Annotated in this window: 18 protein-coding genes and 1 tRNA gene; 11 read left to right on the forward strand and 8 right to left on the reverse strand. The window is 60.2% G+C overall.

Going from position 1 to position 21,962, the window contains the following annotated elements; genetic code table 11:
• Positions 1 to 55: 55 nt before the first annotated feature.
• On the forward strand, positions 56 to 2,113 hold the full coding sequence (locus tag CYG48_RS20330; protein WP_118852421.1) for a flagellar hook-basal body complex protein: 2,058 nt from the start codon (positions 56 to 58) through the stop codon (positions 2,111 to 2,113).
• Positions 2,114 to 2,323: 210 nt separating this feature from the next.
• Here the strand turns inward: CYG48_RS20330 and CYG48_RS20335 are convergent.
• Positions 2,324 to 2,410, reverse strand: a tRNA-Leu gene (locus CYG48_RS20335).
• Between the two features lie 473 nt (positions 2,411 to 2,883).
• Between CYG48_RS20335 and CYG48_RS20340 the strand changes: the two genes are divergently transcribed.
• Positions 2,884 to 5,358, forward strand: a complete 2,475-nt coding sequence (locus CYG48_RS20340) for a sensor domain-containing protein (RefSeq protein ID WP_245450554.1) — start codon at positions 2,884 to 2,886, stop codon at positions 5,356 to 5,358.
• Here the strand turns inward: CYG48_RS20340 and CYG48_RS20345 are convergent.
• The 3 genes from CYG48_RS20345 to CYG48_RS20355 are packed head-to-tail and all read right to left on the reverse strand — an operon-like array spanning position 5,294 to position 9,841.
• Positions 5,294 to 6,163 (reverse strand): DMT family transporter, encoded by an 870-nt coding sequence (locus CYG48_RS20345; protein ID WP_118852424.1) that lies wholly within the window; start codon positions 6,161 to 6,163, stop codon positions 5,294 to 5,296. The genes CYG48_RS20340 and CYG48_RS20345 overlap by 65 nt on opposite strands.
• 29 nt (positions 6,164 to 6,192) lie before the next feature.
• Complete coding sequence (locus CYG48_RS20350; protein WP_118852426.1) at positions 6,193 to 8,595, reverse strand: PIG-L family deacetylase; 2,403 nt, start codon at positions 8,593 to 8,595, stop codon at positions 6,193 to 6,195.
• 19 nt (positions 8,596 to 8,614) lie between these two features.
• Positions 8,615 to 9,841 (reverse strand): ROK family protein, encoded by a 1,227-nt coding sequence (locus CYG48_RS20355; RefSeq protein WP_118852428.1) that lies wholly within the window; start codon positions 9,839 to 9,841, stop codon positions 8,615 to 8,617.
• 253 nt (positions 9,842 to 10,094) lie between these two features.
• On the opposite strand from CYG48_RS20355, the gene CYG48_RS20360 reads away from it, so the two are divergent.
• Genes CYG48_RS20360 through CYG48_RS20385 form a run of 6 tightly spaced genes read left to right on the forward strand, consistent with a single transcriptional unit; the run spans position 10,095 to position 16,626 of the window.
• On the forward strand, positions 10,095 to 11,348 hold the full coding sequence (locus CYG48_RS20360) for an extracellular solute-binding protein (protein ID WP_118852430.1): 1,254 nt from the start codon (positions 10,095 to 10,097) through the stop codon (positions 11,346 to 11,348).
• A gap of 27 nt (positions 11,349 to 11,375) precedes the next feature.
• Positions 11,376 to 12,326 carry a carbohydrate ABC transporter permease gene (locus CYG48_RS20365; RefSeq protein WP_118852432.1) on the forward strand — a complete coding sequence of 317 codons (951 nt, stop codon included), beginning with the start codon at positions 11,376 to 11,378 and terminating at the stop codon, positions 12,324 to 12,326.
• Complete coding sequence (locus CYG48_RS20370) at positions 12,323 to 13,177, forward strand: carbohydrate ABC transporter permease (RefSeq protein WP_118852434.1); 855 nt, start codon at positions 12,323 to 12,325, stop codon at positions 13,175 to 13,177. The genes CYG48_RS20365 and CYG48_RS20370 overlap by 4 nt, the downstream gene beginning before the upstream one ends.
• A 4-nt stretch (positions 13,178 to 13,181) precedes the next feature.
• Positions 13,182 to 14,696, forward strand: a complete 1,515-nt coding sequence (argH, locus tag CYG48_RS20375; protein ID WP_118852436.1) for an argininosuccinate lyase — start codon at positions 13,182 to 13,184, stop codon at positions 14,694 to 14,696.
• A complete protein-coding gene (locus CYG48_RS20380; protein ID WP_118852438.1) occupies positions 14,696 to 15,724 on the forward strand; it encodes an ABC transporter ATP-binding protein in 1,029 nt (342 codons plus the stop codon). The genes argH and CYG48_RS20380 overlap by 1 nt, the downstream gene beginning before the upstream one ends.
• On the forward strand, positions 15,721 to 16,626 hold the full coding sequence (locus CYG48_RS20385) for a carbohydrate kinase family protein (protein ID WP_118852441.1): 906 nt from the start codon (positions 15,721 to 15,723) through the stop codon (positions 16,624 to 16,626). The genes CYG48_RS20380 and CYG48_RS20385 overlap by 4 nt, the downstream gene beginning before the upstream one ends.
• Positions 16,627 to 16,645: 19 nt before the next feature.
• On the opposite strand, the gene CYG48_RS20390 is transcribed toward CYG48_RS20385, so the two are convergent.
• A complete protein-coding gene (locus CYG48_RS20390; protein WP_118852443.1) occupies positions 16,646 to 18,343 on the reverse strand; it encodes a glycoside hydrolase family 13 protein in 1,698 nt (565 codons plus the stop codon).
• 129 nt (positions 18,344 to 18,472) lie between these two features.
• Here CYG48_RS20390 and CYG48_RS20395 point away from each other — a divergent pair, with 129 nt between their 5' ends.
• Together CYG48_RS20395 and CYG48_RS20400 are read left to right on the forward strand one after the other, a co-directional pair.
• On the forward strand, positions 18,473 to 18,652 hold the full coding sequence (locus tag CYG48_RS20395; RefSeq protein ID WP_118852874.1) for a hypothetical protein: 180 nt from the start codon (positions 18,473 to 18,475) through the stop codon (positions 18,650 to 18,652).
• A gap of 11 nt (positions 18,653 to 18,663) precedes the next feature.
• Positions 18,664 to 18,879, forward strand: a complete 216-nt coding sequence (locus CYG48_RS20400) for a hypothetical protein (protein ID WP_118852445.1) — start codon at positions 18,664 to 18,666, stop codon at positions 18,877 to 18,879.
• 63 nt (positions 18,880 to 18,942) lie between these two features.
• On the opposite strand, the gene CYG48_RS20405 is transcribed toward CYG48_RS20400, so the two are convergent.
• From CYG48_RS20405 to CYG48_RS20415, 3 genes are all read right to left on the reverse strand, one after another.
• Positions 18,943 to 19,716 carry a gamma-glutamyl-gamma-aminobutyrate hydrolase family protein gene (locus CYG48_RS20405; RefSeq protein WP_118852447.1) on the reverse strand — a complete coding sequence of 258 codons (774 nt, stop codon included), beginning with the start codon at positions 19,714 to 19,716 and terminating at the stop codon, positions 18,943 to 18,945.
• 47 nt (positions 19,717 to 19,763) lie between these two features.
• Positions 19,764 to 20,081: a DUF6665 family protein gene (locus CYG48_RS20410; protein ID WP_118852449.1), complete on the reverse strand. Its 318-nt coding sequence runs from the start codon at positions 20,079 to 20,081 to the stop codon at positions 19,764 to 19,766.
• A 99-nt stretch (positions 20,082 to 20,180) separates the two neighbouring features.
• A complete protein-coding gene (locus CYG48_RS20415) occupies positions 20,181 to 20,522 on the reverse strand; it encodes a hypothetical protein (protein ID WP_118852451.1) in 342 nt (113 codons plus the stop codon).
• A gap of 183 nt (positions 20,523 to 20,705) precedes the next feature.
• Here CYG48_RS20415 and pepT point away from each other — a divergent pair, with 183 nt between their 5' ends.
• Positions 20,706 to 21,941, forward strand: coding sequence for a peptidase T (pepT, locus tag CYG48_RS20420; RefSeq protein ID WP_118852875.1), 1,236 nt, complete (start codon positions 20,706 to 20,708; stop codon positions 21,939 to 21,941).
• The last annotated feature ends 21 nt before the right edge of the window (positions 21,942 to 21,962 follow it).

Here is a 21,962-nt window from a genome sequence, read left to right on the forward strand (position 1 = left end):
ATGCGTTTTTATGCACGCAGCATCAGAGGGGGCGTAGACGAGTCTGTTTGGCGCAATGAACTCGAGTGTGTCTGGAATGAAGGCGCAGTCGAATTGGCTCGGAACAACGAGCGACAACATCGCAAACGCAAGCACAGTTGGTTATAAGCGTGCTGATACTGCCTTCTCAACACTCGTAATGCCCCACCAGCCAGCCGGAGGATATTCTTCCGGAGGCGTTGAGACGACTATTCGCAGGTCAATCTCGGAAGCGGGTTCTGTCTCTTATACCAATTCACCGACCGATATTGCGATCGTCGGAAAAGGCTTCTTTGTTGTGGAGGATGCCGATGGCACGCAGTATCTCACGCGCGCCGGCAATTTTCAGAAGGATGCCCAGGGGCATCTCCTCAACAGTGGCGGCTATCGGCTGGCAGGTTATGATTATCGCGACGGCGAGGGCCCTGGCGGCGATCTCGTAACCATCGACCTCAGCAATGCGCCGTTAATTGCCAGTGCTTCGACCGTTGGTACCTTCAATGTCAACTTGCCGATTGAAGCAGGCTCAGTCAGTTCCATCATGGTGGATACGCCCCCTTCCGAGAATGGACCCTCCACCCGCTATACCAAGCACCTGAAGATGACATCAACGGGCGATGGTGGTGGTCTCGGTGGTACGACGGACATCTATTTCACGAAGCTCGCCGAAAATAAGTGGGAAATCACGGCGTTCGTCACATATGGCCCTGGTGCGACTGGCTTTCCGTATGATCTGGATGGCGGCGATGTCTTCATGGCCTCCACGGTTCTCACGTTCGATCCGAACACGGGCGAAGTGGTCGACGGTGATCCGAGGCTGATGCCAGATCCCGCCGACAACTTCTACTATGACTTTTCTTCGCTGCTTGAAGAGGATACCGCGAACGCCGGGGCGATAAAGCTAAAGGGGAACTTCATATCCGACACTCCGCAAATTGATAGAGCTGCTGGCGAAGTCCCCCCTTCGGCGAATTTAGCGAGTTCGGTGTTCGCGCGGAAAGATACCTATTCCGGTTATGCTGGTTTGCCGTCTCATGTCGCCATCGACATGTATTCTACGAAGGTTGGCGATAATACCTGGGAGGTTACGTTCTTCAACCAGGCCGATTCGACCGCCGGCGGCTTTCCTTACGGCGAGCCAGGCTCTGCACCTCTCGCAACAAGAACATTGGTCTTTGATCCGGTTACTGGTGAGCTGATCAGCGGCGCCGGGGCCTTCCATGTTGCGATCCCAGACATAGGATCCTGGAGCGTAGACTTGAGCGATATGGTGTCCAAACAGGACTACTTTTCCACGATCGCTGATGGCATGAGCATTTCGCTTGATCTCGCTCGATCTTCAGAGACAATCCAGCCACATCTCGCCGGTTCGGTGGCGTCCCAGAACCAGGTGGGAGCGAAGTACACGAGCAAATCCGCGCTCACTGCCTATGACACTGCCGGCCGTGCCGTCATCGTCGACATCTATTATTCCAAGGGGCCAGACAACAAGTGGGAAGTGAGTGTGTTTGACCAGAGGGATACGCTGACTGGTGGCTTTCCCTACGGTGTTGCCGGCTCACCGCCATTGGCCACCACAATTCTGACTTTCGACCCGACCACCAATCGTCTAACGGGCAACGGCGTCCTGGAAGTCCCGATCGCCGGCGGCGAGACGCTGAAGCTCGACATGTCAGGTTCAACCCAGCTTGCAGCCGAATTCAATGTTTCCAAGGCGACCTTCGACGGAAGCAAGGCCAGCAACCCCACGGGCTACTCCATCTCCAGCGAGGGCATTGTTTCCGCCACTTATGATGATGGTCAGGCCGTAGCCCTTTATCGTATCGCACTCGCAGACGTCATGAGTCCCGATAACATGACCGCTGTGAATGGGACGGTCTATCTTGTGAATCGCGAATCCGGCGAGGCCGTTATGGGTTTCCCGGGTAGCGGCAATCTCGGGAAGCTCTACTCGGGAGCCTACGAGAATTCCAACGTGGATCTGGCTGACGAGATGACCAACATGATCGAGTCCCAGCGCGTTTATACGGCCAACTCGAAGGTGTTCCAGACGGGTTCGGAAATGTGGGATATCGTCAACAGCTTAAAGCGCTGATTTGGACCGGAGGGACATAGCTTAGTTGAAGCCTTCAGCCGAAATGGCTGGAGGCTTCGGTTAGGGCATGAGCTGCTGAAAGCGCTTGGAATGCAAGCGAGCATCCAATGGGCGGTGAAACCAAGTTGGATTACCACCCCATAAGGGGCGGATAAAAGTGGGACAATTTCGGGCAAAAAATCAAGCAAAAACAATGCTTGAAAAATGGAATGGTGCCCAGAAGAGGACTCGAACCTCCACACCCTTTCGGGTACCAGCACCTGAAGCTGGCGCGTCTACCAATTCCGCCATCTGGGCGACGGAGAGCGATGTACGGGTATGACCGATTCAAGTCAACATGGTTTTTTCAACTTTCTTGCCGACAGCGAAAATAGTTTCGGGTTGAAGGAATTTTGCACGCAGCAAGGGTGGCATGGCCACCAAACTGCAACCGCCGACAAGGTGCTAGCGCTGCCTACGGGACGGCTAGGCTTCTGACTCTGCAAGACTTCGAGCAGCGCCGCGATGTAACCGTAGGTGATGCTCTTCCTCCCGCTGAGGCGCTGTTGCTCCGAAAGCGAGCATAACCTCAGGCTCCTTTTGAACAGGTGGGAAGTTCGCGGTTCGCTAGAATGGAAGGCGCAATTGCAGTGTCCGCTTTAACATCGCTTTAATGAGAAGTTTCTAACGTACGCTCCAGGATCTCTGATGCCGTGGAGCGAGTGGCGAAGATGGTGCTGGGACTTCGTTCAGATCAGGGAGAGTGCCGGGCGTCAGCAGAACCGACGGCAGTGACCAGCGCATTGAAGGCCCTGCCGATGCCTCTCGTGTTGGTCAGCCCGTCGCTGGATATCGTCGCCGGCAACGATGCCTTTGGTCGGGCCTGGGCGCCAGCAGGCATGCCCGTCGACATGCTTGACCTCATTCACAAGGATGACCACGGAAAGCTGTCATTGGCCGTCAGGCGAGTGCTGGAGGAAAACAAGGATCAGGTCCTTGAGGCACGTTTCATGACCGGCGGCCTGCCGCGCTGGTCTCGGATGAGTCTGACGCCTGCCCCGTTGACCTCCGAGGATACGGGTTGCGTTCTGTTGGCACCGACGGACGCGGAGCGTGAGAAAGCGGCCCAGCTTGAACTGGAAGAGCGCGAAACGCGCTGGAACAACGCGCTCGTCTCGTCTGATCTCGGCGTGTGGGACCACAACAACGCACTGCGGCGCAAATACTATTCGAACACCTGGCGCAAGATCCGCGGGCTTGCGCCAGAGGATCCGCTAGCGGTCAGCAAGGAAGAGTGGCTGCAAAAGGTTCATCCCGATGATCGCGACAGGGTTCTTGAGGCGATGGAGCGCCAGAGCGACGGCGATCCGGACTACGCGATCTTTGAGTATCGCGAGCAGCACAAGGACGGCCACTGGGTCTGGATCGAGTGTCGCGGTGCTTGCGTGGAGCGCGACGCAAACGGCGCTGCCCTGCGTATCATCGGTACTGACACCGACATCACCGAGCGCAAGGCGGCAGAAGCGGAGTTCCTGCGTCTCAGCCGCCGGTTGGAGATGGCGCTCGAGATTTCCGGCGTGGGCGTCTTCGAGGCGGATTTCGACAGCGGCATCACCGAATGGGACGAACGCATGTTCGCCATCTATGGCCTGCAGGGAAGCGGCATCATCGAGATCGGCGGTTTGTGGGAGAGTCTCCTTCACCCAGATGACAAAGAACGCGTGATCGACAACGTCATTCGAAACTGGGAGCACGAGGCGCCGTTTGCGGACGAGTATCGCGTTATCCTGCGGGATGGCACGGAGCGCACGATCCGAAGCTACAGCAAATGTTTTGTCGACACCGACGGCCACCGCAAGATGGTCGGGGCGAACTGGGACATTACCCGGGACGTCGTTCTTCGACGTGAACTGGAACGTGCCAAGCTGCTCGCGGAAGCGCGAAGTGCCGAGCTTGAGGCCGCCCATGGGCGGGTGGAACATATCGCGCTCCACGACCACCTGACGAGCCTTCCCAACCGCCGCTATTTCGAAGACGTACTGGAAGCCGCCTCTGCCATCGAGCACAGCAAGGTCGCGGTCCTGCATATCGATCTCGACCGCTTCAAGCAGATCAACGACACCCTGGGCCACCTAGCAGGCGACCATGTCCTGAGGGTCGTAGCCGAGAGGCTGAAAGGCTGCGTGAAGGCACATGACTTCGTCGCGCGCATTGGCGGCGACGAGTTCGTGTTGATCTGCATGGATGCGGGTTCGGCGAGAATGTTGTCGGCACTCGCCCAGAGGATCATCAAGGAGATCGGTAAGCCGCTCACCTATGAGAGCAATACATGCCGGGTGGGCGCCAGCATTGGCATCGCGTCGGCCGATTCTGGGACATCCGCCCGCCAGCTTCTTTCGAATGCAGATATTGCACTCTACCGCGCCAAGAGCCGCGGACGAAACTGCCACGAGTTCTTCTCGCAAAGCGCGCTCCAGGAGATCACCAGCGCGAAACACCTTTCGGACGATATCCTGCGTGCCCTGGAGGCCAGGGAGTTCGTGCCATTCTACCAGCTTCAGTTCGACGCGAAGTCACTGGCGGTCGTGGGTGTCGAGACGCTTGTGCGCTGGGCGCATCAGGATGGGCGACTGCTGTCGCCCGACAGCTTCCTGCCCATGGCCGAGGAACTCGGGATCGTCGCCGATATCGATGCCGTGGTCCTGGAAACGGCTCTTGCCGATGCGCGGCGATGGCGCGGGATGGGGTTCTCGATCCCGAAGATCTCGGTGAACGTATCCTACCGGCGCCTGAGCGACCCGACGCTCCTGAAAAAGCTGGAGAAGCTTGCCATTCCGCCGGGCACGCTCGCCTTCGAGCTGCTGGAGTCGATCTTCCTCGACGAATGCGACGGTGAAACGCTTGAACGGCTTACGCAACTTCGGCAACTCGGCATTGAGTTGGAAGTGGACGATTTCGGCAGTGGCCATGCCTCGATCATCAGCCTGCTCAAGGTATCGCCGCATGCGCTGAAGATTGATCGCGAGCTCATCAAGCGCATTCCGCAGTCCAGGAAGCAGCAGAAGCTGATCAGCTCGATCATCGATATCGGCAAGTCGCTCGGCATCAAGGTGATCGCTGAAGGGGTGGAAACGAACGAGCATGTTCGCCTCCTGCAACAGCTCGGATGCGACGTGCTACAGGGTTATGCGCTGGCGAAGCCTACGCCGTTCGACGGGATCGTCGACGTTCTAACCATGCGGCGCCTTGCAGAGCTGCGAGAATGATGACCACGCCCACGACCACGCGCGTTTCCGGCACCTCGTCGAAGAAGACATAGCCGGTGATGGTGACCATGACGATCGACAGATAGCCGATCGGCGCCAGCACGCTCGCGTCCGCGATACGGTAGGCGCGCAGGAAGCAGTACTGGCCAACCTGCGCCAGGAAGCCGATGCCGAGCAGCGGGATCCAGTCGAACGGCAGGACCGGCTGCCAGGTGAACGCTGCTGGGATGGCCGTGATGACCGCAAGCCCGACGGTATAAAAGACCATCATCACCGTCGTGTTCTCGTCCTTCAGCGCACGCGTCTGGATGATTGCCAAGGCTCCGAACACGACTGACACCAACACGACCAGGACCTTGACGTCGAAACGCGAAGTTCCGGGCGCCATGACCACCAGCACGCCGATAAAGGCGAGCCCTGCGCCGACCCAGCGGATGCGGCTCACGGTTTCGCCGAGAATGGCCACGGCAAGTCCCATTGTCACCATCGGGCGGGAGAAGCCCACCGCATTGACCATCGCGAGCGGAAGCATGGTGATGGCAAGGAAGTTGCTGGTCAGAGCAATGGCGTTGCAGCAAATGCGGAAGAGGTTGCGCCAGGGATGCTTTATCCGCGTCAGTTCCACCCGATGATGCCAGATCAATGGCAGGATGAAGAAGAGGCCGATCATGGCCCGGATGAACACCAGCTGGAAGGCCGGATAGGTCGCCCCTTGCGCCTTCACGAGCGCCGTCATGCCGCCGGCGACCAGCGTCATGTCGAGAAGCAACCAGCCGATGGCGACGCGGGTATTGTTCTCCCGCATCGGTTCATCGGGTTTTGTATCGGTGGCAGTCACGCCGGCTGCACGAGGTTTGCCATCAGGCGGAAGGCGCCCGGCACCAGCTTGTCGAGCTGGTGATGCAGCACGAGGCTGGTGTGTGTATGCCGGCCCTTGCCGATGGCGCCGGATATCAGCGCACCCTTCAGCGGCTGTTCGTTCTGGTCGTGCATTGCGAGCAGCGGCTCATAGACGTCATCCCAGCGCGACACAAAATAAAGGCCGCGCTCCTTGTCCCATCCCTGCCAGTCTTCCGGTCCGATGACATTCGGCCCCTTGAGGAGGACGTGATCGGGCGCAAGCACCGTAACTTCCGAGCGAGGATCCGTCACCCGCCAGCGCAGGGACGGCGAACCGATTTCGATACGGCGCACCGGCGTCTCGTTAGGGTTCCAACCGTCACTCGGGCGATGGTAGAGGGTGACGAGATGGCCGCCGGCTTCCACGAAGCGGTGCAGGCGCTCGGTCGCGGCCGCGAGGTCCTTGCGGATGCCAAAGGCGAAGATGCCGACAACGATGGTCGTGTAGCGCGACAGATCCCCCGTCAGCGCCTGAGCATCAAGCTCGGTGACGTCGAGGCCCATGCGCGACAACCAGAGGCCGACCCGATCCGCGCCGCCGCCGACATAACCGATGCGCGCATCCTTCGGGAGCTTCAGGTCGAGCGACAGGATTTTCAGGGCCGACGGCGAGCGGAAGCTCGTGCGGCCGATATGGCGATAGGCAATTGGCGTTACCTGGTAGGCGGGACGACCGTCGACCTGCGGCTCAATCTCGATGAGGCCCGGCTTGGCGGCACTCGTTGCGGAAGCGATCCAGCCACCGTCTGCCTGTTTCATCGTCCAGCCTGCAGGGGCCTTGAAGGAGACAGGCGCGTTGACGCCGGTGATCTCTGCCTTGATCGGCCAGTCCTTTTGCTGCGCATCGAGTGGAACGATGAAGGCATCCGGGAACAGGGTAAGCGACTGAGCCGGCGTGACGGCGAAGGGTTCGGCGAGATCATAGGTGCCGGAAACGGTGCGTCCGCGGATTTCGGCGCTCACCTTCACATGTGCATGCCCGTTGCCGCCAAGCGCAGACCAGGCCGGCAGGTAGAGGCTGGAAAGCGGTGCGTCGGATGCGGCGGTCAGCGAGAAGACGCGCTCTCGCGCCAGCGACTGGACGGAGGAGGAGACACCTTCAGGCAGGACCGGCTCAACGTCCACCTTGAGGTTAGATGCACCCTCGCCAAGCTCCACCGTCAAGGTGGCGGCACCACCGGGCGAGATGACGGCCGGTTCGGCATAGGCCGCCTCGAAGACTTCGGCCGCTTCCAGGATAGCGGCATCAACCTGGCTGCGCTTGCGGCCAATGCGATGGCCATGCAGTTCACAAAACTCTGCCGGTGCCTGCGATGAGGCGATGTCCAGCCAGCCCGCAGCTTCGGTAAGCGCGCTGATAATGGCTTCCCGATCCGGGAAGGCGGTAATGGCTACGGCGATCGCTGCGTCTGCCGAGCGCAGCGCTTCGGAGACATTGGCAGGCAGGCTGGGGAAGTCAGCAAGTGCAGCGAGGGAGGCGGCCAGCCCTTCAAGCACGGACTGCTCCGGTTTCGAGCCGTTGTCGGAAAGCTTGAGATGCAGCGGCCAGGCCTTCTTCGCCTGCTTCGGCCAGTGGCCCATGCCCTGGGAGGCGTGGTAATAACGCGACCACTCACCGATGCGATCGTATTCGGCACCCGTTGCCGAGTCACGGCCCTCGGACAGGACATTCAGGGTTGCATCCGGAGGCGGCACTTCGTCGTCATAGGTGTCGCCGCCGCCAGACCACGCCGGGAGGTAATATTTGGCGACCTTCCACGGCTTCAGCCCTTCAGTGAAATGTTCAGGATAGGCATTGGGATCGGCAGCCAGTCCAATTGCCGTTTCCGCTGCGCGTGTCATCGCGCGATGGTGGCCATGCTGCCCGGGCACATCGAGGAAGGTCGGGATGACAATGTCCGGCCGCTCCGTGCGATAGGCGCGCACCAGGCGCTCGACGACACGCGCTTCCCCCCAACGGGTGAAGGTGGCATCGCCATCCTTGGAGAAACCGAAGTCATGTACGGGATCCGTCGGACCATGCCCGAGCCAGGAGACATCGGAATCAATGGCGCGGGCTGCCTCTTCCAGTTCGCGTGACCGCACCACGCCCAGTGGCCCGAGCCGTTCCGGGCCAAGAGCATTCTGGCCGCCTTCGCCGCGCGTCGAACACGCGATGATGACACGCATGCCAAGGCCAAGCCGGAACCAGGCGAGCAGACCGTTCTGCTCATCGTCGGGATGGGCGCCGGTGTTCATCATGGTCACGGTGGACTTCAGCCGGGAGAGCTTCCGATGAAGCCGAACAAGCGAGGGATCGGCCATCTGCCGTTCGATTCGTTCGCGGGCGGTCAGCATGAAATATCTCCTCAGTCTGTCATGCGGGATTGTCGGTGAATGCGGGAAGCGAGGTTTCAAGCTTCGGCGTCACCATGTCGAAAAGCGGAAGGGAGGCGGCACCAAGTGCGGCGGTCAATCGTCCTGTCTTGCCGCGGACAACGCGGGGGAGGTCACGCTGGCGTCGGCTCGCCACCGATGTCGGCAGGTTGCCCATCTGCGCGATAACGCCGTCGATCAGCGCATCCGGCAGAGCACCGCCCAGAACCACCGTCTGTGGGTCGAGAATGTTTTCCAGCATCGCCACAATGGGCCCGAGATAGGCGGCCGCTTCGCTGATCCATTCCTCGACGGCGGGATGCCCATCGGCATGAAGCTGTGCAAGGTTCGCCAGCGCATCGCCGTCCACGCCGTGGCAGGCGAGTTTTTCCTTCAGGACATAAACGGAAGCATAACCTTCCAGGCAGCCGAGTTGGCCGCAGGAAGGGCAGGGGCGCCCTTTCGGCACAACAGTTACGTGGCCGATTTCGCCGGCATTGCCGAAGGCGCCGCGATAGGGGGCGCCGTCCTGAATGATGCCGAGGCCGATGCCGACGCCGAAATAGATCATGCAGAAGTTCGAGATTGCCAAGCCCGCGCCGAACAGGCGTTCGCCGACGGCAGCCGCCGTGGCATCGTTCTCGACCAGAACGGTATGTCCACAGGCATCGCTCAAGGCTTGCGCTGCATCCATGCCAGCCCAACCAGGCAATGTCGTCGGGCCAACTGATGTCAAGCCTTCGATGCCGAACGGACCCGGCATCACAACGCCGGTGCCGAACAGTTTTGCGCCGACCGACGGCTTAATGGCGGACAACTCCGACGCGAAACAGTCGAGAATCGATTCAGGCTGGGTATCCTGCAGCGGCAGGAAGCGCTGTGCCTTCAGGCGACCGGCTAGATCGAGAGAAACGGTGACCATGTGGTCGGCGGCAATCTCGACACCGATCGTGCCGCCGGCTTCCGGATTGACCGCAAACTGGATCGGCGGCTGACCACGGCCGGATTTCAGCCGTCCCATCTCCATCAGGAGGTTCTCATCGACAAGCTCGTCAACGATGTTCGCGACGGCTTGGGCGGTCAGATGCGTGAGTTTTGCAATATGGGCGCGGCCCAGCGAGCCATTGCGCCGGACAACGTCGAGTACCACGCGGCGGTTGTGGTCGCGGCTCCGCTCGGGGTTTTTGCCGATCGCCACGGGATGTGTGCCCACTGAGTGTACCGTCATACGTTTCCTTCCCGACGTGATTGATAACGTCACTCCTCGGAGAACCGCAATAGGATAATTCAAGTAAATTATCTTATTGACAAAACGCGTGAGACACGGAAGCGTAAGGGGAGGGCTGAGGCAGCTCGGCACCGAAGGGAGAGAGGGAGAGCTCCTCCCGCGAAGAAGAAGCACGCATTCCGGTCGCTCGGATGCAGGGAACAACACGCTGCCGACCGCTCAGAGGGAGCTGGCGGAGCAAACGGAGGGTCAAATGCGCAAGGCAACCTTGTTCGCCGGACTTATCGCTGGGTTCAGCACATTCGCGTTCAACGCGGCTCAGGCTGTCGAAATCGAATACTGGCAGTATGTTTTCGACACCCGCGTCAAGGCGATGGACCAGCTCATCGCTGAATTCCAGAAGGCAAATCCGGATATCACTGTCAAGCAGGTGACGTTCCCCTACGCGGACTACCAGACGCGCGTCATCGCCGCCAACATGTCCGGCAATGCGCCTGACGTCATGCAGCTGTTCTACGGCTGGCTCGACAAGTTTGCGGCCGGTGGCATCCTTCAGCCGCTGCCGAAGGACGCTTTCCCGGCAGAAAAGATCGAAAAGGACTTCTTCCCGATCGTTTCCGCGATGAAGCGCGATGGGGAATATTACGGTCTGCCGACCGCCGTGCGCTCGCTCGCACTGTTCTACAACAAGAAGCTTTTCACCGAAGCCGGTCTTGACCCGAACAACCCGCCGAAGACGCTCGACGAATTCGTTGACGCAGCGCAGAAGATCGCCAAGCACGACAACGCCGGCAACATCACCGTTGCAGGTTCGACGCTCGACATGGGCGGCCAGGATCACCAGTGGTGGCGTGAAGTGCTGATCCGCCAGTTTGGCGGCGAGCCCTACACCGACAACGACAGCAAGGTTGCCTACAACAACGAGGCCGGCCTTAAGGCGCTCGAGTTCTACACCAGCCTGCAGATGGAAAAGAAGATCGGTCAGGCCGGCTTCATGGATGAAGGCCAAGCTGCCTTCCGCGCCGGCAAGGCTGGCATGACGATCGACGGCACCTTCCGCCTCGGCTCGTTCCGCACCATCAAGGACTTCGAATGGGGTGTGACCGAATTGCCGGCGAACGCAGAAGGCGTACGCTCGAACTATGCGAGCTACTTCGCCAACGGCATCAGCGCCAAGTCCTCGGGCGAAAAGCTCGAAGCTGCCAAGAAGTTCCTGACATACATCACCTCGCCTGAAGCCATGGACATCTGGCTGAAGACGGTTGGTGAACTGCCGGCCCTTCGCTCGGCCGCGTTGACCGACGAGAACCTGAAGGACCCGATCTACGGTCCGTTCCTCAAGGGCCTCGAATACGCGCAAACCACGCTGTTCAAGGACGAGCAGGCTCAGCGCCAGAACGCGATCGACATGGTCAACCGCGTGCTGCTCGAAGGCCAGTCGGTGAAGGAGTCGCTGGAACAGGCGGCCGAAGCCGAGCAGGAAATCATCGACGCGGCCCAGCCGTAACCCTCAGCCAGAAATGCGGATTCATTCATGGCAGTGATCGAGCAACAGGGGGCGGCAACTGGCCGCCCCGCCGGATCCCCCACGGGATCATCAGGCGGCCTTTCCATGCGGACCAAACGGCTTCTTTGGGTCTGGGGTTTCCTGGCGGTGCCGATCCTGTTCTACACGGTGATCCGGTTCTACCCGACCTTCCAGGCCTTCTACCTCTCGCTGACGAACTGGGATCTGGTTCGTCCGCCGAAGCTCATCTGGTTTGCGAACTACATCAAGCTCTTCAAGGACCCGCAGTTCTGGAAGGTGTTCAAGAACACGTTCCTTTACCTGATCGTCGGCACCCCGATCAGCCTCGTCCTTGCTTTCACGATCGCCTATTTCCTCGATCGTGTCCGTTTCATGCACAACTTCATTCGTGCACTCTACTTCCTGCCGTTCCTGACGACCGCGGCCGCCATGGCCTGGGTCTGGCGCTGGTTCTATCAGCCGCCACCGATCGGCATCATCAATGATGTGCTGGGCATGATCGGCATCCCGCAGCAGCCGTTCATCCGCTCGACGGACCAGGCGCTGTATTCGATCATGGTCACCGCCATCTGGGCAGGCCTCGGCTTCCAGATCATCATCTTCATGGCTGGCCTACGCGCCATTCCGAACACCTTCTATGAAGCCGCGCGCATCGACGGGCTCGGCGAATGGGCGATCCTGCGCAAGATCACCCTGCCGCTGCTCAAGCCAACGACAGTCTTCCTGGTTGTCTTCTCTTCGATCGGCTTCCTGCGCATCTTCGACCAGGTCTACAACATGACCACGAATGATCCGGGCGGACCGCTCGGATCGACCAAGCCTCTCGTGCTCATGATCTACCAGACCGCCTTCAACTCTTATGCCATGGGTTATGCCGCGGCGCAGACCGTGGTGCTCTTCACCATCCTGCTCATCGTTTCGCTGCTGCAGCTTTGGATCCTGAGGGACAAGAAATGAGCGACGCCGCAACCATCGCCCCTCCGCTCCACAAGGCAAACATCAGGCCCGGCCGGATCATCGCATGGACCCTGCTGTTCATCGGCGGATTGATCATGATCTCGCCGCTGCTCTTCATGTTCTCGACCTCGTTCAAGTCGGCCGACCAGGTCTATGACCTGCGGCTGATCCCGGCGGCACCGACGCTTGAGAACTACATCACCGTCCTTGCAGATGGGCGCTTCCTGCGCTGGTTCTTCAATTCGATGCTCGTCGCTGTCGTCGTGACGATCTCGAACTGCTTCTTCGACAGCCTCGTGGGCTACACGCTTGCGAAGTTCGAGTTCCGCGGCCGGTACTTCATCTTCCTCGCAATCCTCTCGACGCTGATGATCCCAACGGAAATGCTGGTGATCCCGTGGTACCTGATGTCGAGCCAGCTCGGATGGCTGGACAGCTACTGGGGGATCATGTTCCCCGGAATGATGACCGCTTTCGGTACCTTCCTGATGAAGCAGTTCTTCGAAACCGTGCCGAACGACTTCATCGAAGCGGCCCGCGTTGACGGCCTCAACGAGTTCCAGATCTGGTGGAAGGTGGCGCTGCCGCTTGTAACCCCAGCTCTTTCGGCGCTCGCCATCTTCACCTTCCTCGGCAACTGGACGGCGTTCTTCTGGCCGCTCATCGTGACCACCAGCAAGGAGCTCTACACGCTGCCTGTCGGCCTTTCGAGCTTTGCCGTGGAACAGCAGATCCAGTGGGAAATGATCATGACCGGTGCGGCCATCGCCACCATTCCCACGCTCATCGTCTTCATCGTGCTGCAGCGCTACATCGTCCGCGGTGTCATGCTCGCAGGCCTGAAAGGATAAGAACATGGCGAACATGAACCCGCGCCTTTCCGACACCAGCAAGTTTCCCGATCCCGTCTACAAGGAAACAGTGCTTCGACCGCTGTTCGACGGCGCCAAGAACCACCATGTCGACGGTTTCCGCCGCATTGACCGGGCCCATCTCGTGATGCTGGTCGAGACAGGCATCCTGGACAAGGATCTGGCGGCGAAGATCGCCGGCGCCCTGGAAGCAATCGACAAGGAAATCGATCCGTCCGCGCTTGTCTACACGGGCGAAGTCGAGGACTTCTTCTTCCTGATCGAAAAGGAGCTGAAGGCACGCATCGGTGTCGATATCGCAGGCCGCCTTCATACCGCGCGCTCCCGCAATGACATCGACCACACGCTCTTCAAGCTCGGCCTTAAGGAGCGGATCGATGCGCTGATGGAGAAAGCGCGCAAGCTGCTTGGCGCCATGATCGACGCCGCCGATCGGCATAAGTCGACGCTGATCGTTGCCTACACGCATGGCCAGCCCGCGCAGCCGACAACATTCGGCCATTACCTGTCAGCCGCGATCGAGATCCTGATCCGGGACATGGAGCGTTTTGCGGAAGCCCGCCGCATTGTTGACCTGTCGCCGATGGGCGCTGCAGCGATCACCACGTCCGGCTTTCCGATCGACCGCGCCCGCGTCGCGCAGCTCCTCGGCTTCTCTGCGCCGCTGCGCAACTCCTATAGCTGCATCGCATCGGTCGACTACACGACCTCGACCTACTCGGCGATCGAGCTGATGTTCCTGCATCTCGGTCGCCTGATCCAGGACTTCCAGTTCTGGACGAGCTTCGAGGTCGGGCAAATCTATGTGCCGAACGCGCTGGTGCAAATCTCTTCGATCATGCCGCAGAAGCGCAATCCGGTGCCGATTGAGCACATGCGCCACCTGGCGAGCCAGACCTTCGGCCGCGCCCGCACGGTGCTCGACGTGATGCACAACACGCCGTTCACCGACATGAACGACAGCGAGGGCGAGACGCAGGGAATGGGCTATGAGGCCTTCGCCTCCGCCTCCCGCGTGCTTGACCTTCTGGCGGCACTGATCAGCCAGATCAGCATCGATCCGGAGCGGGTGGACCAGAATATCCGTCGCTCTTGCATCACCATCACCGAATTGGCGGACTCGCTGGTGCGCATCGAAGGCCTGTCCTTCCGCGAGGCGCACGAGATCGCCGCTGCGACGGCCAAGAGCGTGGTAGCCGCCAAGGGCAGCCTGACGGACGACGGTTTTGAGCCGTTCCTGAAAGCGTTCGAGGAGTTGACCGGCCGCAAGCCGACTGTCGATCTTGTAAAGTTCAAGGAGATCGTCTCGCCCGAACATTTCGTTGCCGTGCGTGCACGTTTTGGCGGACCGGCTCCCGAGCCGATGGCTGAAGCGCTGAAGAGCTACCGCGACCGCCTGGCTGCTTTCGAAGAGCAAGCCCGGAAGGCCGCTGAAAAGGAAGCGGCTGCTGCCGCCGAACTCCAGGAAAAGTTTACTGCCCTGATGGGAGCCCGCTGATGGCGACGATCGAACTTGAGAAAATTGTAAAGCGCTACGGCAAGGTCGAGGCCGTCAAGGGTATCGACCTGCAGATCTCTGACGGCGAATTCGTCGTCTTCGTGGGCCCTTCGGGCTGCGGCAAGTCGACGACGCTGCGCATGATTGCAGGCCTTGAGGAGATCTCCGACGGCAAGCTGAAAATCGGATCGGAAGTCGTCAACGAGCGCGAACCGAAGCAGCGCAATATCGCGATGGTGTTCCAGAACTACGCGATCTACCCGCACATGACAGTCCGCCAGAACATCGGCTTCGGCCTTTACACCTCCAAGCTCAGCAAGGAAGAAAAGGACAAGCGGATCGAAGAGGCTGGCAAGATCCTTGGCCTCAGCGCATACCTCGACCGCCGCCCAGCCGCCCTTTCCGGTGGCCAGCGGCAGCGTGTCGCGATCGGGCGTGCCATGGTGCGTGATCCCTCGGCCTTCCTGTTCGACGAGCCGCTCTCCAACCTCGACGCCCAGCTTCGCTCGCAGATGCGCATCGAGATCAAGCGGCTCCATCAGCGCTTGAAGACCACAACGGTCTACGTAACGCACGACCAGATTGAAGCCATGACCATGGCCGACCGGATCGTGGTGATGAAGGACGGCCATATCCTGCAGGTGGGCACGCCGTCCGAGCTGTATGAAAGCCCGGTCGACGTATTCACCGCGCGGTTCATCGGCAGCCCATCAATGAACCTCGTGAAGGGCCGACGCAATGGCGCGGGCGTTGAGGTCGGCGCCGGCGACCTGCTGATCGGCGTTCGTCCTCACGATCTTATTGCCGGTGCAACGGACGGCCACTTCAGCGTGACCGGAACGGTGACGGCGGTTGAGCCGCTGGGGCCGGAGACACTGGTTCACCTCGACCTGCCGGAAGGAACCGTTATCGCCACCGCGCGTAACAAGACTGTGCCTGAAGTTGGCAGCCAGCTGACCTGCAGTGCGGCTGCGGGTACCCTCTACCTCTTCGACGCCAGCACAGAGAAGTTCCTGGGCCGTTCATGATGACGCAGACAGCGACGAGATCTGCGGTGCTCAGCATCGGGCGGGTCTATTGCGACCTGATTTTCACGGGCCTCGGCCACCTGCCGGTGCTCGGCCGCGAAATCTACGCGGACAACATGGAGATTGCGGCCGGCGGTGGTGCCTTCATCGCGGCTGCGCATCTTGCCCATGTCGGCCGCAAGGTCGCTCTCGTCACGCGTCTCGGCATGGATACGCTTTCGACGGACATCGAGAAGCAGATTCTCGAAAGCGGCGTTGATCTGCGTTTCGTCGAGCGTGCCCCCGACGCCGGGCCCCAGGTGACTGTGGCTGCCGTAGTGGGGCAGGATCGTGCCTTCCTTACCCGCCGCGCCGGTCCGGCTCTGCCCGCAACACTGGATGATGCATTCGGCTGGGAAGAGACGCGGCACCTCCATATCGCGGAATACGCAACGCTGCACGAGATCCCGGATCTTGTTTCCCAGGCAAAGGCCAGGGGCCTGACCGTGTCGCTCGATCCGAGCTGGGACGCGACGTTGATCTACGACCGCGGCCTGTTGAAGGCCTGCGAAGGTGTTGATCTTTTTCTTCCGAACCTGGAAGAAGCGGAAGCCATCACCGGATCGGCAGATCCGCAAGCCGCAATCGGGAAGCTGGCGCAAGCCTTCCCGATGGTTGCCCTGAAAGGTGGAGCGCAGGGTGCCTGGCTGATGTCACAAGACAAGCTCACGCATGCCCCGGCAGAGACGGTGCCGGTCATCGACACGACGGGTGCCGGAGACGCCTTCAACGCCGGCTTCATTCATGCCTGGCTTGATGGTGCCGATAACGATGCCTGCCTGAAGGCCGGCATTCGCGCCGGCAGCCTGGCGGTGCAGATGCGCGGTGGCGCGACCGTGCTGAAGTCGGACGCGGGCGTCTAACCAACTTGGAACGACTAAGTTATGCGTTGATGGGCGACTTGATCGCGAAGGCTTCGTATGGCTTCAGCGCCACCGTCTCCCGCAGGCTCGGCACAACCTCGTAGTTGGTGATCAGGCATTCGCCTTCGCATGCGAGTTCATGCGGAAGGTCGAGCCTGACTTCGTTGGGCTTGAAGTTGGCGACGACCACCAGTCGCTCGCCATCCAGCGTTCGTGTGTAGACAAACACGTCCGGGTGCTGGTCGAGCCAGGACTGGTACTCACCGTAGACGATGATCGGGTGCCTTTTTCGGAGAGCGATGAGCCTGCGGTAGTGGTTCCAGATCGAATCCTCGTCCATCATCTCCGCTTCCGCATTCACGGTCTCGAAGTTCGGATTGACCTCGATCCACGGCACGCTCGTTGAAAACCCGCCATTAGGGGCGTTGCTCCATTGCATGGGCGTCCGCGCATTGTCGCGGGCGTTCTCGTTCGCCCCCTTGATGAACTCGTCGGGGGACAGCCCAGCCTCGAGGTGCAGGCGATGCATGTTGAGCGTCTCGATATCGCGGTATTGAGCGATGTCATTGAACGGCACGTTGGTCATTCCGATCTCCTCGCCCTGGTAGATGAAAGGCGTACCCTTCATCAGGTGCAGCACGGTCGCCAGCATCTTGGCGGATTCCCTGCGGTAGCCAGTGGCATCGCCATATCGTGAGACGGCGCGCGGCAGATCGTGGTTTCCCCAGAACAGCGAGTTCCAGCCATCGTCAGCCAAGGCATATTGCCACTTGCTGAGCACGGACTTCAGCTTGACCAGGTCGAATGGCTTCGAGCGCCATTTCCCGTAGGTCTCATCCCACTGCTGCGTAACGTGCTCGAACTGGAAGACCATCGAAAGCTCATGCCGGTCGCGGCCGGAATAGAGCAGGGCGGAGCCTGGCGTCGCGCTCCAGGCTTCGCCCACCGTCAGGATGTCGCGCCGACCAAAGGTCTTCTCGTTCATCTCCTTCAGGTAGTCGTGCAGGTGCGGGCCGTCATGGACGATGCCCTGATCCACCTGCTTGCCGATGTAATCGATGACGTCCATGCGGAACCCGGCAATGCCTCTATCGAGCCACCAGTTCATCATGTCATAGATGCGCTGCCGCACCTGCGGGTTTTCCCAGTTGAGGTCTGGCTGGCGGCGCGAGAAGAGGTGCAGGTAATATTCCCCGGTTTCCGCGTCGAGCGTCCAGGCAGGGCCTCCAAATGACGACTTGAGGTCGTTCGGCGGCCCTCCATCGGGAGCGGGCTTGCGCCAGATATAGAAGTCGCGGAGCGGATTGTCCTTGCTCTTGCGGCTTCCCAGAAACCATGGATGCTCGTCAGAGGTGTGGTTGACCACGAGGTCGAGCACGATGCCGATGCCCATGTCGCGCGCCTCCGTCACGAGGTCATCGAAATCACCCAGCGTCCCGAACTCAGGCGCGATGTCCTGATAGTCCGAAATATCGTAGCCGTTGTCGTCCATCGGCGACTTGTAGATCGGTGATAGCCAGAGCACGTCGACGCCGAGGTTCTTGAGATACGGAAGCTTAGCAGTGATGCCGGGGATGTCGCCGATGCCGTCTCCGTCGCTATCGGCAAAGCTGCGTGGGTAGATTTGGTAGACAGTCGAGGTATGCCACCACTTGCGCTCGCTCGGCAGTTCGGCCTGGTGAAGCGCATCGGCTAGTTGGTCGAGTATATCCGCCATGAGGTCCTCCACTGAACTTGAGGGCGGAACGTTGCACGCGCGCAGCCAGTTCCCGGCTGCCTGTCAAGATTGGAACCTGTTTTAGCGCAAGCTGTTAGACAAACAGGAAGCCAGCCAATGGAGGCCCTCATGAGTAGCAAACTTCCCCCGACACCTTCGGAGAACCTGAGCCACAAAGGCACAGGCGAACAGACGCATTCGGATGTCAAGCGCGCCCATAGTGATGCGGCGAGCGACCCGGACAAGCGCGGCCAGCAGGGCAACAGCAAGGTGAACACGACCCACCAGGGCTACCAACAGGACCGTTGAGGAGCGAAGTTATGTCGACATCACAGAAAACACCGGCGAGCATCCGCCAGGGTGGGCCCGGGTCCAGCCACGAGAATGCGAAGGCTCCACTCGATCTCAAGAAGCCTGCGTCCGATGACTCGGATAACCGTTCGAGAAGCCGCGTCTCCGGTGGTGGCGGCGAGAAGGACAGCCACCACACGCATGAATCGGAAAGAAAAGGCGGCGGCAGCCGGCCTGCCCATTGATCAGCTTAGGTGCTGATCCACCTCAAGGGCATCTTCCGGTAGATCCGGAAGGTGCCTTTCTTTTCAAGCCTGTTGCGTCTTACGCGCTCTGACAGCTTCCCCGAAAGCCTGGAACAGCGCCCGGTTGATAGGGTTCGTCTGCGGGTCATACTCGGCATGCCACTGGACACCCAGCGCAAAACCCGGTGCTTCCTTGAAGCGGATCGCCTCAATCGTCCCGTCTTCAGCAACACCTTCGGCAATGATGCGTTCGCCAAGCTGCAGGATGCCCTGGCCATGCAGGGAATTGACGCGAATGGTGTCCTTGCCGAGCAATTTCGCGAAGACTCCATCGGGAAGAAGCTGCACCTCGTGCCGGTCCGCGAAAACAACGGCGGGATCCGGATGGATTTCGCCCGTCTCCAGACGCGGCATGCGATGGTTCATCCGGCCGGGAAGGGTGCGGATTTCTGGATGCAGCGAGCCTCCCGCTGCAACGTTCATCTCCTGGAAGCCACGGCAGATGCCGAAAACCGGAATGCCGCGTTCGACGCAGGCATCGATCAGCGGCAAGGCAAGCGAGTCACGGTTCTCGTCATAGGGCTCGTGGCTGACATCCGGCTCCATCTTGAAGTAGCGCGGATGCACATTCGCGCGTGCGCCAGTGAGCAGGATCCCGTCGACAACTGAAAGCAGGCTGTCGATATCGGTGATCTTCGGATTGCCCGCGAACATCATCGGCAGCGCGTCCGTCACCTCAGCAATGGCCTGCAGGTTCCGCTCACCTACCAATTGGGCGGCAAACCGATCCTCGACGATGAACGAGTTGCCGATAACGCCGATGACAGGCTTGGTCATTTCGCATCCTGAATGTTGTCGATTTTCTGCAGGCGGGTCAGGAGATGTTATTTGCGCACCATGCCGACGCGCGCAAGAACTTCTTTCGGGATATCATAGCGCTTGATGATGTCCCGGTTGTTCCGCATGCCGCACATCTCCCGCTGGATGAAAAGCGCCCAAACCGCATCGGCCGCGTGATATAGGAGATCGTCATCGGGTGCCCTCGCATCGTTTGCCCGCAAGGCAGCAAGCGCCTCCTCGACCTTGATGCCCTGTCGCGCGAGAGCCGCAGCCCGTTCGACCTGCATCTCGTATTCAAGGACATTGAAGCCGGTATTGGCAAAGCCTGGCTGCGACAGCGACTGTGGCGGGCGGAAGCTCATCGGCGACCTCCGGAAGAAAAAAGTGTCTCGGGCTCGGGAAGGAGCATGAGACACATATATCTTGCGCAAAGATGCGCTCTTCAACCGTAGGCGATGGGATTAGCGGCAGACGCGCACGCTTTCCAGGTGCCAGCCGCCGTTATAGGCATTCCGCACGCGCCTGTCCTCATACCAGCAACGCGGCGGTGGCGGTTCATCCACGTAGTAGCGCGGCTCGGCACTGTTGGCGAGCGCACCGCCGATCAAGCCGCCGATGACACCGGCTGCTAGCCCACCGGCAATGGCGGCACCATTGTCATGGCGATGACGGCGCGGCGGTGGTGGTGGCGGTCCGTGGCGGTGCCAGTGCCGGTATTCTGCAAAGGCAGAGCTTGTCGGCGCAACCACGGCGGTGGCGCAGGTGACTGCAAGGATGATGGCGGATGCTACAAGTTTCTTCATTTGGAAACGCCCCGGATGGCGCGGCCTGTCATTGGCCGGACGTAGGTAAACATGCACCTGCGACGCTTAATGGAAGCTGAAGATGAAGCGGCGACCGGAGTGAACTCCCGCAGGTTTGGCATTCACCTCCCGCCGTTCGACCGCTACAACGGAGCCGTATCTTCAACGAACGAGTCCTTTGCCATGACCGACAGCGTTACCGACCGTTTTCTCCGCTATGTTGTGATCGATACTCAATCCGATGCCAAATCGCTGACCCAGCCTTCAACGATGAAGCAGCGCAAGCTGGGCGAACTGCTTGTCGATGAGCTTAAGGAAATCGGCATCACCGACGCTCATCTCGATGAGCACGGTTATGTCTACGCGACCATCCCGGCCACGACGACGAAGAACAACGTCCCGGTCATCTGCTTTTCCGCGCATATGGACACCGCGCCTGATTTCTCCGGCACCAATGTAAAGCCGCAGATCGTCAGGAATTACCGCGGCGGCGACATCCCGCTCGTGGGTGACAAGAGCAGGGTCATTCGCACGGCTGAACACCCGATCCTCAACACGATGATCGGCCATGACATCATCACCACCGATGGCACCACGCTGCTGGGCGCAGACGACAAGGCCGGCATCGCCGAGATCATCACGGCCGCCGAATACCTGATCAACAACCCGGACATAAAGCACGGCGCGATCCGCATCCTGTTCACCACCGACGAGGAGATCGCTCGCGGGGTCGACAAGGTCGACCTGAAGAAGCTCGGCGCCGATTTCGCGTATACGCTCGACGGCGAAACGGCGGGCACGATCGAAGATGAAACCTTCTCGGCGGACAGCGCAGAGATCAGCATCCAGGGCGTCGCGATCCACCCAGGCTTTGCTTACGGCAAGATGGAGAACGCGATCCGCATCGTCGGCGCCATCATCGATCGCCTTCCGAAAGACCAGGCGCCGGAAACGACGCGGGGACGGGACGGCTTCATCCACCCGACGGATGTTTCAGGCACGATGGAAGGCGCCAAGCTTTCGCTCATCATTCGCGACTTTACCGAGGCGGGGTTGAAGACGAAGGCAGCGTTGCTGGAGGAAATCGTCAAGGAGGTGCTCAGCGGCTACCCGGGCTCCACCTACACGCTGCGCGTCAAGGAGCAGTACCGCAACATGAAGGTCGTGCTCGACCAGCATCCGGAGATTGTTGAATATGCCGAAGAAGCAATCCGGCGCGCGGGCATGACGCCGGTGCGGGGCAGCATTCGCGGCGGGACGGACGGATCGCGGCTGTCATTCATGGGACTGCCGTGCCCGAACCTCTTTGCCGGCGGTCATGCCTTCCATTCGCCGCTCGAATTCGTCAGCAGCCAGGACATGGAAAAAGCCGTTCACACCATCGTTGAGCTTGCGAAGCTCTGGGAGGAGCGGGCCTAAACGGATTTCGCCGCCGGGTGC

It is taken from the genome of Neorhizobium sp. SOG26 (assembly GCF_003491345.1).
In the GTDB taxonomy this organism is placed as follows: Bacteria; Pseudomonadota; Alphaproteobacteria; order Rhizobiales; family Rhizobiaceae; genus Neorhizobium; species Neorhizobium turbinariae.

What these genes read in the sequence shown, in the direction of transcription:
- CYG48_RS20365 (WP_118852432.1), top strand. Translation starts at nt 11,376, where the DNA reads ATGGCAGTGATCGAGCAACAGGGGGCGGCAACTGGCCGCCCCGCCGGA.
- argH (WP_118852436.1), top strand. Translation starts at nt 13,182, where the DNA reads ATGGCGAACATGAACCCGCGCCTTTCCGACACCAGCAAGTTTCCCGAT.
- CYG48_RS20360 (WP_118852430.1), top strand. Translation starts at nt 10,095, where the DNA reads ATGCGCAAGGCAACCTTGTTCGCCGGACTTATCGCTGGGTTCAGCACA.
- CYG48_RS20385 (WP_118852441.1), top strand. Translation starts at nt 15,721, where the DNA reads ATGATGACGCAGACAGCGACGAGATCTGCGGTGCTCAGCATCGGGCGG.
- CYG48_RS20410 (WP_118852449.1), bottom strand. Translation starts at nt 20,081, where the DNA reads ATGAGCTTCCGCCCGCCACAGTCGCTGTCGCAGCCAGGCTTTGCCAAT.
- CYG48_RS20350 (WP_118852426.1), bottom strand. Translation starts at nt 8,595, where the DNA reads ATGCTGACCGCCCGCGAACGAATCGAACGGCAGATGGCCGATCCCTCG.
- CYG48_RS20355 (WP_118852428.1), bottom strand. Translation starts at nt 9,841, where the DNA reads ATGACGGTACACTCAGTGGGCACACATCCCGTGGCGATCGGCAAAAAC.
- CYG48_RS20370 (WP_118852434.1), top strand. Translation starts at nt 12,323, where the DNA reads ATGAGCGACGCCGCAACCATCGCCCCTCCGCTCCACAAGGCAAACATC.
- CYG48_RS20400 (WP_118852445.1), top strand. Translation starts at nt 18,664, where the DNA reads ATGTCGACATCACAGAAAACACCGGCGAGCATCCGCCAGGGTGGGCCC.
- CYG48_RS20380 (WP_118852438.1), top strand. Translation starts at nt 14,696, where the DNA reads ATGGCGACGATCGAACTTGAGAAAATTGTAAAGCGCTACGGCAAGGTC.
- CYG48_RS20415 (WP_118852451.1), bottom strand. Translation starts at nt 20,522, where the DNA reads ATGAAGAAACTTGTAGCATCCGCCATCATCCTTGCAGTCACCTGCGCC.
- CYG48_RS20330 (WP_118852421.1), top strand. Translation starts at nt 56, where the DNA reads ATGAACTCGAGTGTGTCTGGAATGAAGGCGCAGTCGAATTGGCTCGGA.
- CYG48_RS20345 (WP_118852424.1), bottom strand. Translation starts at nt 6,163, where the DNA reads ATGCGGGAGAACAATACCCGCGTCGCCATCGGCTGGTTGCTTCTCGAC.
- CYG48_RS20405 (WP_118852447.1), bottom strand. Translation starts at nt 19,716, where the DNA reads ATGACCAAGCCTGTCATCGGCGTTATCGGCAACTCGTTCATCGTCGAG.
- CYG48_RS20390 (WP_118852443.1), bottom strand. Translation starts at nt 18,343, where the DNA reads ATGGCGGATATACTCGACCAACTAGCCGATGCGCTTCACCAGGCCGAA.
- CYG48_RS20395 (WP_118852874.1), top strand. Translation starts at nt 18,473, where the DNA reads ATGAGTAGCAAACTTCCCCCGACACCTTCGGAGAACCTGAGCCACAAA.
- pepT (WP_118852875.1), top strand. Translation starts at nt 20,706, where the DNA reads ATGACCGACAGCGTTACCGACCGTTTTCTCCGCTATGTTGTGATCGAT.